The sequence below is a fragment of the Paucimonas lemoignei genome (assembly GCF_004342585.1).
GTDB lineage: Bacteria > Pseudomonadota > Gammaproteobacteria > Burkholderiales > Burkholderiaceae_D > Paucimonas > Paucimonas lemoignei.
Window position 1 is genome coordinate 99,353 of sequence record NZ_SLZQ01000009.1, and the last position, 15,899, is coordinate 115,251.

At 59.6% G+C, this 15,899-nt stretch carries 15 protein-coding genes; all 15 read left to right on the forward strand.

Annotation, left to right across the window (positions count from 1 at the left end; translation table 11 throughout):
- Positions 1-23 precede the first annotated feature (23 nt).
- The 15 genes from EDC30_RS13960 (at position 24) to EDC30_RS14030 (ending at position 15,875) form a co-directional block, all read left to right on the forward strand.
- Positions 24-1,010, forward strand: coding sequence for a hypothetical protein (locus EDC30_RS13960; protein ID WP_132259465.1), 987 nt, complete (start codon positions 24-26; stop codon positions 1,008-1,010).
- The gene (locus EDC30_RS13965) at positions 1,007-2,632 is read left to right on the forward strand and encodes a phage terminase large subunit family protein (RefSeq protein ID WP_132259466.1); all 1,626 of its coding nucleotides are present in this window, start codon (positions 1,007-1,009) and stop codon (positions 2,630-2,632) included. Before EDC30_RS13960 ends, EDC30_RS13965 begins: the two co-directional genes overlap by 4 nt.
- Positions 2,632-2,889, forward strand: a complete 258-nt coding sequence (locus EDC30_RS13970) for a hypothetical protein (RefSeq protein ID WP_132259467.1) — start codon at positions 2,632-2,634, stop codon at positions 2,887-2,889. Before EDC30_RS13965 ends, EDC30_RS13970 begins: the two co-directional genes overlap by 1 nt.
- On the forward strand, positions 2,876-4,252 hold the full coding sequence (locus EDC30_RS13975) for a hypothetical protein (protein WP_132259468.1): 1,377 nt from the start codon (positions 2,876-2,878) through the stop codon (positions 4,250-4,252). The genes EDC30_RS13970 and EDC30_RS13975 overlap by 14 nt, the downstream gene beginning before the upstream one ends.
- The gene (locus tag EDC30_RS13980) at positions 4,252-5,952 is read left to right on the forward strand and encodes a hypothetical protein (protein WP_132259469.1); all 1,701 of its coding nucleotides are present in this window, start codon (positions 4,252-4,254) and stop codon (positions 5,950-5,952) included. Before EDC30_RS13975 ends, EDC30_RS13980 begins: the two co-directional genes overlap by 1 nt.
- A gap of 302 nt (positions 5,953-6,254) precedes the next feature.
- Positions 6,255-8,813 carry a phage protease gene (locus tag EDC30_RS13985; RefSeq protein WP_132259470.1) on the forward strand — a complete coding sequence of 853 codons (2,559 nt, stop codon included), beginning with the start codon at positions 6,255-6,257 and terminating at the stop codon, positions 8,811-8,813.
- Between the two features lie 107 nt (positions 8,814-8,920).
- Complete coding sequence (locus EDC30_RS13990) at positions 8,921-9,427, forward strand: hypothetical protein (RefSeq protein ID WP_132259471.1); 507 nt, start codon at positions 8,921-8,923, stop codon at positions 9,425-9,427.
- Between the two features lie 15 nt (positions 9,428-9,442).
- Positions 9,443-10,066 (forward strand): hypothetical protein, encoded by a 624-nt coding sequence (locus tag EDC30_RS13995; RefSeq protein ID WP_132259472.1) that lies wholly within the window; start codon positions 9,443-9,445, stop codon positions 10,064-10,066.
- A complete protein-coding gene (locus EDC30_RS14000) occupies positions 10,063-10,548 on the forward strand; it encodes a hypothetical protein (RefSeq protein ID WP_132259473.1) in 486 nt (161 codons plus the stop codon). Before EDC30_RS13995 ends, EDC30_RS14000 begins: the two co-directional genes overlap by 4 nt.
- Complete coding sequence (locus EDC30_RS14005; protein ID WP_132259474.1) at positions 10,545-11,132, forward strand: hypothetical protein; 588 nt, start codon at positions 10,545-10,547, stop codon at positions 11,130-11,132. Before EDC30_RS14000 ends, EDC30_RS14005 begins: the two co-directional genes overlap by 4 nt.
- 3 nt (positions 11,133-11,135) lie before the next feature.
- Entirely contained in the window at positions 11,136-11,381 is a 246-nt protein-coding gene (locus EDC30_RS14010; RefSeq protein ID WP_132259475.1) for a DUF2635 domain-containing protein, read from the forward strand.
- A 44-nt stretch (positions 11,382-11,425) separates the two neighbouring features.
- Positions 11,426-12,913 (forward strand): phage tail sheath subtilisin-like domain-containing protein, encoded by a 1,488-nt coding sequence (locus EDC30_RS14015; protein ID WP_132259476.1) that lies wholly within the window; start codon positions 11,426-11,428, stop codon positions 12,911-12,913.
- A 68-nt stretch (positions 12,914-12,981) separates the two neighbouring features.
- On the forward strand, positions 12,982-13,332 hold the full coding sequence (locus EDC30_RS14020) for a phage tail tube protein (protein WP_132259477.1): 351 nt from the start codon (positions 12,982-12,984) through the stop codon (positions 13,330-13,332).
- 2 nt (positions 13,333-13,334) lie between these two features.
- Complete coding sequence (locus EDC30_RS14025) at positions 13,335-13,649, forward strand: phage tail assembly protein (protein ID WP_132259478.1); 315 nt, start codon at positions 13,335-13,337, stop codon at positions 13,647-13,649.
- Positions 13,650-13,760: 111 nt separating this feature from the next.
- On the forward strand, positions 13,761-15,875 hold the full coding sequence (locus EDC30_RS14030; RefSeq protein ID WP_132259479.1) for a phage tail tape measure protein: 2,115 nt from the start codon (positions 13,761-13,763) through the stop codon (positions 15,873-15,875).
- Positions 15,876-15,899 lie beyond the last annotated feature (24 nt).

Here is a 15,899-nt window from a genome sequence, read left to right on the forward strand (position 1 = left end):
CTTCATCATTGCGCCCGTTTCCCGTGCCACCTAACAAGGACCACCATTCCCGGCTGACTCAGGTCAATTTCCGCTGCTCCGACTGCGGACCGTTCAAGGCTGACCCTGACCGCATCGTCGATGCGCCGGAAGACGAGCATCATCCCTGGCGCTATTACGGCAATTGTCCGTACTGCTCGCGCGAGTGTGCCCAGGCGTCCTGGGAGCGCGCCCTGATGAAAGCCTGGAAGAATGCGACGGGCCCCAAAACCGAGGAGGGCAAGGCAGCCTCTGCCGCCAACCTAGAAGGGCACCCGACCAAGGAAGAAAGCCTGCGTACGCGCTTCAACGCTATGAAGCACGGCGCGTCGGCCAAGGTGGCCAAATATTTCCCAGCCAAGCCGGGAAAGTATGCTTTATGTGAAAGCTGCGAGGTCGACCGCTTCTGGTGTGCCAGCCAGCCATGCTGCGTCAAGCAGACGCAGAATTTCATGATTCACCACGCTGCCTTCGAACAAAAGAAGCCCGGCTTGCTCAGCGAGATGCATGCCGAGATGCAGGCGGCGATCTTCTCTATCCTGCAGCAGATCATCATGACCATCATTGCCGATGGCGTGAAGATCGAGCGGCCAGTGTTCCACTTCGATGAAAACGGTTGCCTGCACCTGGGCGAATACACCGACAAGGAAACCGGCGACAAGCGCATGCTGATGGATGTGTCGGCACATCCGCTGCTGAAACCGCTGACGGACTTCCTCTCGAAGAACAGCATGTCCCTGGCTGACATGGGCATGACAAACAAGGTCATCGAGGCCGAAGATATGCTGCCCGGGCAGATTGCCACCAGTGCGGCGCCGGCGATTTCAGACGACGAATACAAGCGCCTCCAGCTGCAGGCGCTCCAAGACTTGGCGGGCAAGGTCCAGCGTTCTAACCAGCTCACCAATCAGGATCCGATCCTGGTCGACTTCAATCGGGAAAACGGGGGCAGTGAAGCCGACGTCATCGATGTCGAGGCAAAAGAGCGATGAACGCCCGGGTATCCAGCGCCGACCGGATCCGCGTCAGTCATCGCGCTGAAGCGGAGGTCCTGCGCTATAAGGATGATCATGCGATGTGGCACAAGCATGTGCACGGCGTCGACCTGGACCCGATGCAGATCCTGAAGTGCATCGAGATGGATAACCATCACAACACGATCGATGTGTCCTGCCGGCGTACGGGCAAAACCGCGGTGAAGGAAATGTATGCGTTGAAGCACAATGCCTGCAATCCCTACCAAGAAGTCGGTATCGTGGCGCCGCGTCAGCAGCAGTCGCAAACCAATCTGACCTACCACGTCGACGCGATCCGGCGCTCGCCCATTCTGCGGGGCTATATCGCCCACAAGTCAGGCCGCGAGCAGCTGTCGGACACGAAATACCAGTTTTTCAATGGCAGCAAGGCCTCGGCGTACGGGATCATGTCCCAGATTGACGGTGACGCAATCAGCTTCGCGTCGATCGAGGAGGTGGATGACATGCCGGCGGACCGCTTGCTGTCGCGCTTCATGCCGATGCTGGGCTCGGCGCGGCGCCTGGGCGCACCCCGTGAGGCCAGCTTCAAGCCGCAGGTGCGCATCACCGGTGTGTTCAAGGGCGCCGACCTGCTGCAGAGCCTGATCGATTCCAAGCAGTACCACCTGCTGCCGATCGTGAATGTCTATCTTGGCATTGAGCTGGGGATCCTGAACGAAGCTTTCATGCTGGAGATGCGGGCGCAGCTGCCAGAGGGTGAATACATCCGCCAGTTCCTGGGCAAGAACGTGCGGGCCCAGAACCACATCTGGGAAAAGTACATTGCCCTGGCCAAGTCGGTCGGGATCCAGGCCAAGCTGGAAGCGGCCGGTCCGTTGCCGGACAAGCGTTACAAGAAACGCGGCCTGGTGTCGTTCGGCTATGACCATACCGGCCACGGTGAAAGCCTGTCCGCTTCCAAGTCCGCCCTGGTGGTGGCTGAGCAGATGGGCAATTTCGTCACTTTCCCGTTCGTCAAATCATGGCCGGCCGGGACTGACGACAACGTCATCCGCCGTGACCTGGTCGGCCTGTGGCGCTACTTCATGCCCGAGTATGCGATTGGCGACGCCTACGGTGTTGGCATGCTGACCTCGGTGAACGATGACCTGTTTCGGGAAGGCTTGACGCATATCGACCGGCGCACGATCGGCGATGGCGACAGCAATGCCTCGACCTGGCAGCAATGGGCCTTTGCTCCTATCCGCTTCGAGGGCATGACCAAGCACAGCATGGCATCCAGCTTGAGGGCGGTGTTCCATAACCGGCAGGCGGCGATTCCGCCATATGACGATGATGGCGACATCCTTGGGGCGCAAGTCCAGCCGAATCCGAACTGGAAACAGGAACTGCGTGCCGAAGCCGGCGATGCACAGGAGTGGCGAACCTTCGTGCGGCAGCTGGGGAACATCAAGCAGGTGCCGAACAGTTCCGGCAGTTATCCCAGCTACAAGATGGTGAATATCAAACTGGGTGATGACTTTTTCGATGCGGCCTGTGCGGCCGTCTGGGCGTTGACCACCCGCGGCGCAGAGCATGTGCCGACGATTGTCAGCAGCCGGACGCAGACACGCGAACAGCTTCTGGGGATGCGGTGATGGAGAACAACAGCGATTACGCGAAGTTGAAGGGGCGGGCTACTGTGGCGCCGGCGACAGCGGAGGTGAAGCCAAAAACCAGCGAGGATCTTCCCCCTTTAACAGCTGAAGCGCATGCGCGCATCAAACAAACCATTGCCGATGTGAAGGAGCACCTTCCGGAGATGGTCGACATGGTCAAAGATTTCCACGCGGCCGGCCTGATCGATGGCTGGCGAAGCGTTACTTTCAAGAGGCTCGACGATGAACCTGCTTAAACCGTTTATTCGACTGGGATCCATGCTTGGCGGTCTGGTGCCGGGACAAATTCCGCAAGCCGCCAGCGGCAATACTGCCGGCAGCCGTACCACCGAAGCAGGCCTGCGCGTGCGGCCGGAAGATCGATTCCGTCACATGTTCCGGGAGTTCTGGGTCGACCCGGACGTGCGTCAGGCGATTCTTGACATCAGGGAAGCCGATCGCCTGGACGGCCGCGTCAAAATGATACATAGCCGGGTCGCGCGCGACATCATCAAGAGCGGCCTGGTGTTGCAACAATCCAAGCCGGACGAGCGCATTACGGCCGCGTGGATTGACTTCTGCCGGCGCACGAGTCTGAACCGCCCCGAAAAGCTCAAGAGTGATGCGCGTGGCCTGATCATGGAAGGAAACCTGCCGCTGCAAGTCGTGATCAATCAGAACCGCAACATCTGCAGCCTGGTGCGCATGCCGTCGGAGACCATCGTGCCGCAGGTGGACGAGTCCGGCCGCTTCAAAGATCCGACCAAGGCGTACCGTCAGCTTGATATCGTCAGCGGCCTGGTGTCGGCCGAGTTTGCGCTGTGGCAGTTGTTCCTGGTGCGCTTTGATCCGGACAATTTCGACGACATGGGCTCCATGGGCCGTCCTTTCCTTGACGCTAACCGCACTACCTGGCGCAAGCTGTGCATGACTGAGGAAGATCTGGTGATCCGCCGGCGTGTGCGCGCACCAGTGCGGCATGCCCACGTGCTGGAGGGGGCGACAGAGGCCGAGTTGCAGACCTATGAAGCCAAGATCACCTCCGGGCAGCATGAGATCACGACGGACTATTTCTTGAACAAGAAGGGTGCCGTATCGGCAATCCAGGGCGATGCGAACCTGGACCAGGTGGCCGATATCGCGCTGCTGCTGGATGCCTTTTTCTCCGGCGGGCCGATGCCGAAAGGCTTGGCCGGCTATACCGAGGGTCTGAACCGCGACATCCTGGAAGATTTGAAAAAGGATTACTTCGACGAGATCGACGTGCTGCAGGACACGCTTTCCTTCGGCTATGAGCAGGTGTTCCGCTTCGAGCTGCTGCTGCAGGGGATTGTCGCCGGTGAGGATGATTTTTGTGTCAGCTATGCCGAGCGCCGTACCGAGTCGCCGAACCAGGCAGCGGATCGTGCATTGAAGCTGCAAGCGCTTGGCCTGCCGGATGACATGATCTACGAGGAGCTTGGATACGACCCGGTCTATGTCGACAAGCGGCGCAAGTTTGCGATCAATAAGAAAGACCCGTATCCGGAGGAGATGCCGGATCCGGCACGCAGTCGTGTCAAGATTACCCCCAGCAATGCGCGCAAGGGTGAATCGGCCACCAGCATCACGAATCGCTGATGTCCGGTCAAGAAGCCATCCGGCGGGCGTCTCGCGCCGCACAGCAGGCAATGAAGGAACTCGATCAGCACGCGATCGAGGAGCTGGCAACGCTGTACGAGACGACAACCGGGAACATCATCGACGCTATCGCCAAGATCAGCGACGGTGATGGCCACATCGACTTTGGCGATCTGGCGGACCTGCTGAAGGAAATTAACGCTCACCTTTCCGAGCTATCCACTGCGCAATCGGAAAACCTGATGCGGCACTTGAACCGCGCGGCCCAGCTCGGCACGGCGCCATTTGAGCCGGCGCTGGGTGCCGAGCTGGTCGGGCGGATGAATTTCGAGGCAGTCCGCTTCGTGCGCGAGTTCCAGGCCGCCGACGGCTTGCGCCTGTCCGACCGGATCTGGCGCATCGACCGCGGCGCGCAGGAGGCCGTCAATGCGGCCGTCCAGGGGGCCGTCATCCGCGGAAATGGTGCCGCCCAGGCTGCCCGCGAATTCCTGAACCGCAAATTACCGGTGCCGGCCGATGCCCAGCTGGCCATGCAGGCCGGGTCTGCCCAGGCAATCACGGCCAAGGTGGAAGATGTCCTGCTGACCGGCGCGGAAAGCCCCTTGAATAGCGCCATGCGGGTGTTTCGCACCGAGATCAACCGCGCACACGGTACCGCGTACCAAATGTCCGCCGAGGCGCATCCCGATGCCGTCGGCACTCGCTTCATGTTGTCGCCGCGGCATCCCCGCGTGGATATCTGCGACATGCACGCCCGGGCGAACCTACATGGCTTAGGTGAGGGTGTCTACCCGCATGGGAAGAATCCCTGGCCGGCGCATCCGAACACGCTGAGCTTTGTCATCGTTGTGTTCAAGGATGAGGTGACGCCGCAGGATGTCGCCGGTAAGCAGACGGTCGAGCAATTCCTGGAAACGGTGCCGCGCGAGCAGCGGCAAGGGATTCTCGGCAAGAACAAGAATGAGGCTTTCGAGGCGGGCGAGCTGTCCGCCGGTATGGTGAAGTCGCGCTGGAAGGATGTGCAGGCCCGGATCGGGCCGCGACATGACTTGCGTGATCAAGTTACCCGGCAGTTTTTCAACCAGCGCGTATCTTTCCCCGATGGTGTGCCCGATATCGCCATTGGCGGCAAGCCGCTCACCCGAGACCAGATGGCCCGTCTTGCCGGTGCACCGGATGGCGCCAGGATTTATTTCTCCCGGTATGGGGACCGTCCTGGACTGGAAATCGAGCACCCCTTCTATAAGGCGCCATCGCATCGATCTTTCTTCCGCACCGACGATGGCGGGCTCGGCTTATCGAACGACTTACTGATGCTGAAGTCCGACAAGGCACCCAAGGGGTTTGGTCTGCGAATCTTTGGCACGCAGGCCCAGGCGGCGCAGGAGCTGGGATTCAAGCGCATCGAGATTTATGCCGCTAGAAGCTCGAACATGAACGGATATCACGCCTGGCCGCAGTACGGCGCCAATGCCGATCTGCCTGAGAAGATACTGCGGAAGCTGCCGCCCGGGCTGCAGGGCGCCCGGGATCTGTTGGACCTGATGGGAACCGATGCCGGGCGCGCCTTCTGGAAAAAAGAGGGGTATAGTATTGAATGCAATTTCGACTTAACGGAAGGAAGCCGATCATGGCAGCAGCTGATCAAGCAACTGACGGCAAAAAAAATCAGCCTCAGCAAATGGAACGGATTGACCTGACGGAAGCGCCGCCGCTGCAGCCGCTTACGCCAGAAGACTGGGCGCGTCGCAACGCGGCCGGTCAATCTGATGAGATCGAGGATCCGGAAGAGAATTAATTTTTCTTCGACCTTGGCCAAGCCCGCTCGCGTAGCGGGCTTTTTTCTTTCTACCTTCCTGTAACACCTCCCCCCCTCCTAATGTATTGACGGCAAGCAGAAACTACGTCCTGACTCGACAAGTTTATTCGTGCTGCCCGGGTTCTCCGATTCGTCTCCTCCTTCAACGCGGACGGGCATCACGACTTTTTATTCAGGGCGACCATGCAAAGCAAAGCACGTCACATCCTCCTCGATGCCAGCCATGCCGGCGCAGTGCGATTCCTGTCCGGCCTCCATGTGAATCTGGAAGAAGGCAAGCAGCAATCCTGGGTGACGGTCACACGTACCGGAAAATTTACCGACCCACGTTATGGCGAATTCGAGATTTCCCGCTCGATGCTGCTGGCGATGGTCGACAACTTCAATAAGGGCGTGTTTGGCCAGGATGTTTTCGTCGATGTGGCGCATCGCCCGAACGATGGCGCAGCTGCCAAGGTGTTGAAGCTGTCGGTCGAAGGTGACCGGCTGCGGGCGCTGCTGGAGTGGACTCCTTTCGGCATGGATGCCGTGAAAAATAAGGGTTACCGCTACCTGTCCATCGAGTATCACGAGCAGTGGAAAGACAACGAACAGGGCATCAATCATGGCCCTGTGATGCTAGGAGCTGGTTTGGTCGTGCGTCCCGCCATCAAGCGCCTGGATCCCATTCAGCTTTCCGAAGTCACGGATGACGGCATTCCCGTCCTCATCCACCCCGAACTCCAATCCATCCTCTTACAGGAGATGCAAATGAAATTTGCTGAACTTTTGAAGAAACTGCGTTCCAGCCTGGAAGGCAAAAAACTCGCTGAAGGCATCATTGTCGCGTTGATGAAGCACGCCGAAGAGGCCGTGCAACTGGCGTCCGACGAAGCGGCCGCGAAGCTGATCTGCGATCAGTTCGACACGACCGGCAAGCAGCTGTCCGAACAGTTTGGCGATCGCGAAGTCACTCTGTCGATCACCATGCCGCAAGTCAGCGCCGGCCTCTCCGCTGACCAGGTTCGCCAACTGATGGCTGACGAAGCTAAAAAGCAGGCAGATGCCGCCAAGGTACTGGCCGAAAACCGCACCGCCAACGTCAAGCTGTTGTCCGACACCATCGGCGCCGCTACCGGCATCGATGACGCGACCAAGAAGGCCTTGGCCGATGCCGTCACCGACCTGATCACCCCGGACATGACTGCTGACCAGGTCAAGAAGCTGGCCGAAGTGCAGATCAAGAATGGCAATGAGCTGGTTGTGGCTCGCCAGTTGGCCGCACTGGGCTATCCCGCAGCAGTGGGCAATGTGCATATTCCGGGCATCACCGTGCCATTCGAAGAGCCGAAAAAGCTCGGCGAAATGTATCGCGAGCAGATGAAGAAAACCGGCGTATTCGCCGAGGGGAAACTGCACCTGTCCGCCAAGGACAATGCTTTTGTCAATAAGGTGCTGGCCGAATTCGATCGCCTGCATGCCGGCCAGATCGCCAATGAAGTCAAAATGCTTTCCGGCGGTGCCGTCAATATTTCGGACACCAATCTGCCGGTCGGCTTCCGTCGCGAAGTGATCCGCGAAGCCTTGTCCGACCTGCGCGTCCTGGAGCTGGTCCAGACCCTGACCGACTTCACCGCCACCGTCACCACGCAAATCCCGTACGAGCTGCGCGACATGTCGCAGGTGATGAACGACGGCATCGTGTATGAAGGCCAGCCGATCCATCGTGCCGGTATTGGCCAATTCATGGATACGGCCTACATCCTGCCGATGAAGCTGGCGATGCTGATTTCGAACGAAGTCAGGCACTTCACCCAGGCCGCCGCGATCAACTGGGATGCCATGGCACGCAACATCGAGTCCAACGCCCGCATCATGCGCGAGTTGATCTGCCGCCGGATCATCAACGAACTGCAGCGCGCAGCCGACAGTTATGGCGCCGTGGCAGTCGCTAACGAGGCCTTCGACTCCCAGGTGACCGGCACGAACAGCCTGATCAAGACTGCCACCTTCCCGATCGTGCGTCCTTACCAGCAGCGCGACCTGCAGGGCAACGCGATCGGCAACCCGGTGAATCCGATCACCATCACCCTGAACGGCACACAAATCACCCCGTTTGACGGCACCGGTTCTCAGCCGAATGGCACGTATTACCGTGTTCTCAGCTACAACCTGGGCTACATCCAGCTGGTCAACCAGGCTGGCACTCCGGTCACGCCAGCCGACACCGGTACCAACACCATCAGCTACAGCAAAGCGACCAACGTCGCCAAGGTCGACCTGGATGTCGCTGCCGGCCTGACCTACGAGCAGCAGCTGAACAAGGTGCTGCAGGCTGTTGGCGCGCGTAAGGCCGTGCTGTCCGGTCAGCGCTTCGTCAATCCGGACTTCCTGCTGATGTCGCCGGTGCTGAACGACACCATCACCAATGCCGAGCAATTCGCCCTGCAGGCCAAGCGCAACGGCACCGACACCACGCCGGACGGCGATCTGGAGCGCGTGAAGGGCTTGCCGACCTACGGCACCAATGCACCGGGCGTCGACCTCGGCGACGAGCGCATCCTGATCGGCCAGCGCGGTCTGTTGGGTTATGTCGTCAGCAAGCCGTTTGTCACCGGCCAGCCGTTCGAAGCCGTCGACAGCCAAGGCCGTGCAATCGGTAAGCAGCAGGCATACGGCGAGGAGTACTCCGCCATCAAGGTGCCGACGCCTGTCGCAAACCGCATGACCTCGGTCCTGGCATACAGCTTCAGCGGCCGCTAACAGGAATACTTCCTGAGAGAGAAGCCGTAGGCGAACCCCGGGGAAATGACGGATGACGCGCCATCCCGATCCCCGGCAGACCATATCAACTTGAGCAGGAATTCGACATGAAACGTACTCATTTTTTAGCGCTGGCGGTTTTGGCGGTTCTCGCCACCGCCGCCTTCGCCATGGATCCGCATGCCGTTGTTAATGGACTGTCACTGGCGGCCGGATCCCATATCGACCCGGTGGCCCTTGCTTCTGGCAGCGCTTTGGGTCTGGTCGGCATGACCGCGTCGAGCGTCCCTTATACCAACGAGACCAAGAATTTTCAGCACATCGGTGCCGTCACGGTGCCGCCCGGCGAGACGCGCGACGTCGATCCGACATTGCTTGCCGGTTATCAGCCCGATGCCGAACTGCAGTCCGAAACAGTCCAGCTCGATCCGGTCGCCGAATTGCTCAAGGAAAGCGTCTCCGCTGTGACGGCGAAGCTTGCCGAACTGTCGGACGACGACCTGGCGAAGATCAGCACGCTGGAAACCGAAGGCAAGAACCGCAAGTCCCTGGTCGAAGCGATCGCCGCTGAAACCCTGCGCCGCGCAGCAGAGAAAAACGGGGGCGCACAGTAAATCATGGCTGGCAGCATGTCCATGGGCGACCTGGTCGCCGATCTGAAAGCCTCCCTGCACGATGCCGGGGAGGTTTTTGTCGCTGCCGGAGACATGGAACGGCTGCTGAAGGTCTCGGCACTCGACTTCAACGGGTACCGGCCGCGCACGCTGCTGGGGAAACTTACCGTGGAAGCGGGGCGCATGGCCTATCCGGCGCCGGATGACTGCTACCTCTTCAAGTCGTCGCTGTGGGGCATTGCGCCGGCCGTGCGCGCCAAACCATGGGAAAAGCAATGGCCAGGACGCTTGCCAGACGTGCGCATGATCGACGGCGCTGCCGGCAAGGAACTGCACTTGACACCGGAGCCGAGCGCACACCAGGTGGCCGTACTGGGCAGTGAATTCCGTTTCTATTATTTCGGCAATCACGTGATCGGCGACACAGCAGACAAGACCACGATCCACCCGGGCGATCGCTTCTTGTTGCTCCTGCGGGCGCAGGCGGAAGCCATGCGCGAGCTGATGATCCGCAATATCAAGAAACCCGTGCAGCTGCGCGACGGCCTGCAGTCAGCGCCGAAAAACATGACGCCGGCTGCATGGTACGAACGCTTGATGGCGGAATGGGCTGAAAAAATGCAAAGGCAGGGTGTATGAGCGTTTTTCGTGCCGATCTCGATCTGCGAGGCTTCCATGCCAAGACAAATCGCGCTGAGGCTGTTTTCGGCCGCACGCTGGATCGATTTGTCAGCCGCGGGGCCCATGAATTTGCCCGGGAAGAAAAACTGCAGGCGCCGAAGGCATTCTCCGCGATGACACAGTCCATCGCCGTGCAGCAGAACGGCACAGCTGATTACTCTGTGGTGCCGACAGCGCGTTACGCGGAAGCGGTGGAAAAGGGTGGCAAGCCACACCTGGCCCCCTTGCTGCCGCTCTACCTGTGGCTGAAGTACACCAAGCGCGTCTCCGACGAAAAGGAACTGCGTGCGCGGACCTACGGCTTGCGCCGATTCATTGCCAAGCATGGCACCAAGGCCAATCCCTTTGTTAATCGTACGCGGATCAAGATGCAGGGCAGGGTGGTGCGCCTGGTCCGGGACGGCGTCGCCGCCGCAACCCAGGAGGCATTCGGAAAATGAATCCATTGAGTCCAGAACAGGTCATTCTTACCAGTTTCAAGGATGCGATCGCCGGCGCCTATCCGTCACGCATTGCCACGCGCAGCCTGAAGGATTTCGCCGAGCGTGATCATACCGAGCTGAAAGCCGGCATCTATACCGTGATCGCTGATGGCCGGCCTGAAGGCGATGTTTATTTCCAGAGCATGAACTTCATCGTGGTCGGCCAGATCCAGCTGGGCGAAAAGGCGGAGGGCGAGGAAGTTGAGAATGCCGAACTGGAGATGGCGCGCGAGATTACCAATCTGATTCAGCGCAAGTTCACTGGCCCGGACATGAAAATCACGAAGGTCGACCAGTCGGCGCAGCTGGAAGTGCCTTATGGCTGGATCTCGATGCACATTCGGGTCGGCCCCTACGACGCCACAGAGCCACTAACGGCAGACGAAGTATTAGGCAACCTGACCGATTTCCTGACTGTTCGTGCCGACGTCGATATCGCGCCGCACGAAAGCGCAGCCGAGCATCAGAAATGGGCGCAGGACACGCCTGATTATTCAACCAGTCAACCCGATGCGCAGCTGCGCGTCAATCTCCAGGAGTAAGCAATGGACAAGAAACTCGTCAAACCTCGGGAAGGCTTGCAGATCCCGCGCCATGACGGCAATGGCAACCTGCCGGCTGAAGGCATGGTGGTCGGTATGAATTCGTATTACTGGGGCCTGAAGCATGACGGCGATGTGACGGTCGAGAACGTACCGGTCGAACCTGAACAGCCTGAAGCTGCTGCGCCTGGTGAGCCTAGCCAGCCTGCTGCTACAGCGTCGGCCGAGCCGAAAAAATCCAAAAAGTAATCCTGCCTTAAACCGCTCTTACCCATCAACCGAAAGGAACCGCCATGGCCGACAATGTCAGCTTCCGCGAAGTCCCGGCCGATATTCTCGTACCCGGGCAATATATCGAAATAGACGGCTCACGCGCCGATACCGGCACGCCGCCGATCCCGCGCAAGATTGTGATCATTGGCAACAAACTACCTGGCGGCACCGCCATTACCGCGACGCCGACCGAAGAGGCGATCGCCACCGCGGATCGTGCCGTACAGCTGGGTGGCCGTGGTTCTCTCCTGGCTCAGATGGCTATCGAGGCCTTCAAGGCGCACCCTTACGGAAAGTTCACGCTGATTGCCACAGATGACCTGGGCGACGGCGCAGCAGCCACTGGCGCGATCGCCGTCGCCGGTCCGGCAACCGAGTCCGGCACCTTGGCGCTCTACATCGACGCCACCAAGGTATCGGTGGGCGTGACCAAGGCCGATACGGCAACGACGATCGCGGCGGCTATTGCGGCAAAAATCAACGCCAATCCGGACTTGCCGTTGACTGCGGCTGTGGATGGTTCTGACGCGGCAAAGGTCAATCTGAGCGCGCGCCACAAGGGCGAATGTGGCAACGATATCGATGTGCGTTACAACTTCTACATGGGTGAAGCGCTGCCTTCCGGCGTTACCCTGACCGTGACCAAGATGACGGGCGGAACCGGCAACCCGGATATCGGCCCGCTCCTGGCTGCGATCCGAGGTGATGATCGCATCGTGTTGATTTGCCCTTGGACTGATGCTTCCAACATGGCCAAGATTGAGGCAGATTTTGCCGAGCGCTTCGGTCCAATGAAACAGCAAGAGTCGCATTGCTTCGTCTCGGTATCAGGCACCTATGCCTCCCTGAACACTTACGGTGGCTTGCGCAACAGTCCCCATACCACTGTCGTCGTGCGAGAAGGCAGCATGGTGTCGCCATGGCGCATTGCGGCTTCGGTGGCAGGCCGCTGTGCGCTGCGCGGCAGCGCGGATCCGGCGCGACCGTTCTTCGGCATGACCCTGCCAGGCCTGCCGGCACCGGCAGAGAAGGATCGCTTCGACCAGCCGACCCGCAATAACCTGTTGAAGGCCGGTATCTCGACCCTGCGTTATGGACCGGATGGCACGGTGATGATCGAGATGATCGTCTCGACCTACAAGACCAACAGCATGGGCGTGCCGACCCGCGCATACTTCAAGATCCAGAGTAAGTGGACAGCGGACTATTTCCGTTATGCCTGGAAGGTGTTGATCGCCACCCGCTACCCGGATTTCAAGCTGGCCAACGATGACACTGACTTTGCGCCGGGTCAGCCCATTGTCACGGCAAAGACGCTGCGCCTGGAAACCGTCGCCTTGGCCAAGGACCTGGAATATGCGGGCCTGCTCGAAAACATTGCGGACTTCAAGAACACGTTGATCATGCTGCGCTCGCAGGCCAACCCGAACCAGGTCAATTCAGTGGCGTCGCCCGACCTGGTCAACCAGTTCGACGTCTTTGCCGCAGCGATCAAGTTTATTAACTGATCCGGATGACCGGCCCGGCATCGTCGGGCTGGCTTTTCTAAAACTTACGGACTACTCCAGGAGAAAATATGTCTACTCTCTTAGCCAGGCTGAAGCTGACTTTCAGCGGTAAGACTTTAGCCACTGAAGAACGCTCGACCGAAATCGATATCGGCGGCGAAGACAATGAGCCGGTTGTCGACTCGACTGGCAATACCCATAGCCTGGGCAACCTGCAGCCAGGCATGATTCGCTGCAACCTGCTGGCCACGGAAGGATTCAAGCTGCGCGAGGTGCAAGAAATCCGCAACGGCACGATCATCGCCGAAGGCAACAACGGCAGCAGCTACATCATGCGCAAGGCCACCTGCGGCACTGCGCGCGTGATCAGTGGCGGCAAGATTGCGGCCACCTTCTTTGGCGACGTCGAGGAGATGTAAGCATGCCGAACTTCGTCGGAAAATTTAAAAAGGGCATGAAGATCGGCAAGGAAGTCCACATGGACTACGAGCTGCGCGAAATGACGACCGAAGACATGCTGGAAGCGGAGGTGGAAGCCCCGCTCTCGACGCCGATGAACTACAAGGCGGCGGTCGCCGCCCGACAGCTCGTGCGCGTTGGCAGTTACGAGGGGCCTTTTACTACAGGAATGGTGCGCAAGCTGCACCCAGTCGACTTCAATGAGCTAACGATGGTCGGTCTGGACGAGGTGGCCAAGCTGGGGGAAGACTCGTCGCCGAGCGTGGAGACCGATTAAAGGCGGTACTGCTGCTCGGCGTGCGGACCGGCTGGAGCGAGCGCGAGATCCTGGGGTTGCCGCGCTCGCGGTTCAATTTTTACCTCGATGAATTACTGAAAGAGCCCGAGGATGAGTAACGATATCACCGTCCGGATCCGCGCCGACTACGGCGACGCCTTGAAAGCTGTGCAGGCTTTCACCGGCGCCGCCGGCAAATCCATGGGCGAGCTGCCCAAAGCCGTCAAGCAGTCGGGTGACGCGGTCGTCCGGCTGACCTACCAGCTCGGCGGCACCAAGAACAACCTGTCCGAGCTTCCGCCGCTGGTGCGGCAGCTGTCTACCTCGGTCGATACCCTTTCTACGAGAATCGATCAGCTGGGCCGTGTTGACGGCCCTGACAGACTGAAACGCCGGCTGCGCGACTCCAACGAAGAAGCCAGCCGGCTATCCCAGACCATGGATAAGCTGGTTAAGGGCGGCAAGGCGCTGGGTGCTGCCTTTGCCGGCTTCCAGGCTGGGAAAATGGTGTTCCAGCAGCCGATGGAGCGCATGCTGGACTATGACCAGCGCCTGGCACAGCTGGCCAATACGGCAATGGCCGACAAGTCCGTACAGGAGCGCCGCGCCGCCATTCCAGGGCTAAATTCGATCATCATGGGAGCCACCCGCTTCGGCGGCGGCACGCGAGACGAGGCGCTAACGGCTTACCAAAACATCCTTGCTTCTGGCACCGTCAAGGATGCGGAAGCCAAAGCTATGCTGCCGACTGTAATGCATGGCGCCACGGCGTCCGGTGCCTTGCCCAAGGAAATAAGCGACATCGGCATCCGGGCGATGCAGAACTTCGGCTTCAAGGCCCAGGATCTGCCTACCGTGATCGACATGGCGATCAAGTCGGGCAACATGGGCGGCTTCGAGCTCAAGGACATGGCCAAGATGCTGCCGGCACAGATGGCGGCGGCATCCACCCTCGGCATGAAGGGCGAGAAAGGCCTGGCACTGCTGCTGGCAGCGAATCAGGCGTCCGCAACAACTGCAGGAAACATGAGCGAGGCAGGCAACAATGTCTTGAACCTGCTTAACAAGATCAATTCGAGCGACACGCAGCAGGACTTCAAGAAGTTAGGCATCGATCTCACCGGCAGCCTGCAGGCCGCTACGGCCAAGGGGGTCGATCCGATCACGGCATTCGCCGGCCTGGTCAACCGGGTGATGAGTAAGGACAAGAACTACGTCGCCCTGGAAAAACGCCGGCAAAGCGCCACCTCCAGCGAAGATCAACAGTCAATCATCGAGCAGCAGCTGCAGCTGGCCCAGGGCACCGCGATCGGGAAAGTGCTGCAAGATCAGCAGGCAAGGCTGGCCTACATCGGCGTGATGAGTCAGCAGAAGAATTTCAATACTCAGGTGGCGGCAACGATGAACGGTGGCGCTTCCGGCACCACGGCAGGCAACTTCGCCGTGATGTCAGCCACGGCTGGGTTCAATCGCCAGCAATCCATCAACGAGCAGATGAATTCGCAGCATCAGGCGTTGCAGAAGCTAGTCCCGGCATTGAACTCCTATTGGGAACATACGGCCAAGCTTAACCGGGAATACCCCGTGCTTGGCCAGGCGATTGAAGGCGGCAAGGTTGGGATTGCGACCCTTGGCGCCGGCGCTGGTGCCGCGTCAATTGTGATGACCTTGCTGACTAAGAATGCAGCTGCGGCATCGACCGCCCTGGGCGGTGTGGCGGCCGCTGGCGGAGCTGCCGATATCGGGGGTAAGAATATCGGCCGGGCTGCCAAATACGGTAGATGGATGGGCGCGGCCGGGACTGTTGCTGGTAGCTTAGCGCCGGTCGCCGTGCCTGCCGTCGCCGCATTAGGCTTCCACCAATGGCAACAATCTGACGCTGGCCAGCAATCGCGCGCCCGTGGTTTAAGCCTGGAAAACGAGGCGCTGCAGCGCCGGATCAATATGGCTAAGGCCAATGGCGACACCGATCTGCAGACGAAGCTGGAGAGACAGCTTGCCAGGCAACAGGCTACCGTCGACAGTATTCGCGGCCCGGCAGCGAAGGCCGATCCGAGTGCGGAAAAGGTGTCGCAGGCAATTCAGCAGTCGGTGAAATTCAACCCGATCGAAGCCAAGCTACAGCTGCAGGTCGCCTTTGATTCGTTCGGCCAGCCGATAGTCTCGCAGACTAAACTGACAAGCCAGAACATGCGGCTGGATACCGGTCCGACGCTGACGCACTGATTGGGGCTTCGTACGGTTGCACAT

What these genes read in the sequence shown, in the direction of transcription:
- EDC30_RS14030 (WP_132259479.1), top strand. Translation starts at nt 13,761, where the DNA reads ATGAGTAACGATATCACCGTCCGGATCCGCGCCGACTACGGCGACGCC.
- EDC30_RS13980 (WP_132259469.1), top strand. Translation starts at nt 4,252, where the DNA reads ATGTCCGGTCAAGAAGCCATCCGGCGGGCGTCTCGCGCCGCACAGCAG.
- EDC30_RS14010 (WP_132259475.1), top strand. Translation starts at nt 11,136, where the DNA reads ATGGACAAGAAACTCGTCAAACCTCGGGAAGGCTTGCAGATCCCGCGC.
- EDC30_RS14000 (WP_132259473.1), top strand. Translation starts at nt 10,063, where the DNA reads ATGAGCGTTTTTCGTGCCGATCTCGATCTGCGAGGCTTCCATGCCAAG.
- EDC30_RS13995 (WP_132259472.1), top strand. Translation starts at nt 9,443, where the DNA reads ATGTCCATGGGCGACCTGGTCGCCGATCTGAAAGCCTCCCTGCACGAT.
- EDC30_RS13990 (WP_132259471.1), top strand. Translation starts at nt 8,921, where the DNA reads ATGAAACGTACTCATTTTTTAGCGCTGGCGGTTTTGGCGGTTCTCGCC.
- EDC30_RS13985 (WP_132259470.1), top strand. Translation starts at nt 6,255, where the DNA reads ATGCAAAGCAAAGCACGTCACATCCTCCTCGATGCCAGCCATGCCGGC.
- EDC30_RS14020 (WP_132259477.1), top strand. Translation starts at nt 12,982, where the DNA reads ATGTCTACTCTCTTAGCCAGGCTGAAGCTGACTTTCAGCGGTAAGACT.
- EDC30_RS14025 (WP_132259478.1), top strand. Translation starts at nt 13,335, where the DNA reads ATGCCGAACTTCGTCGGAAAATTTAAAAAGGGCATGAAGATCGGCAAG.
- EDC30_RS14015 (WP_132259476.1), top strand. Translation starts at nt 11,426, where the DNA reads ATGGCCGACAATGTCAGCTTCCGCGAAGTCCCGGCCGATATTCTCGTA.
- EDC30_RS13970 (WP_132259467.1), top strand. Translation starts at nt 2,632, where the DNA reads ATGGAGAACAACAGCGATTACGCGAAGTTGAAGGGGCGGGCTACTGTG.
- EDC30_RS14005 (WP_132259474.1), top strand. Translation starts at nt 10,545, where the DNA reads ATGAATCCATTGAGTCCAGAACAGGTCATTCTTACCAGTTTCAAGGAT.
- EDC30_RS13975 (WP_132259468.1), top strand. Translation starts at nt 2,876, where the DNA reads ATGAACCTGCTTAAACCGTTTATTCGACTGGGATCCATGCTTGGCGGT.
- EDC30_RS13965 (WP_132259466.1), top strand. Translation starts at nt 1,007, where the DNA reads ATGAACGCCCGGGTATCCAGCGCCGACCGGATCCGCGTCAGTCATCGC.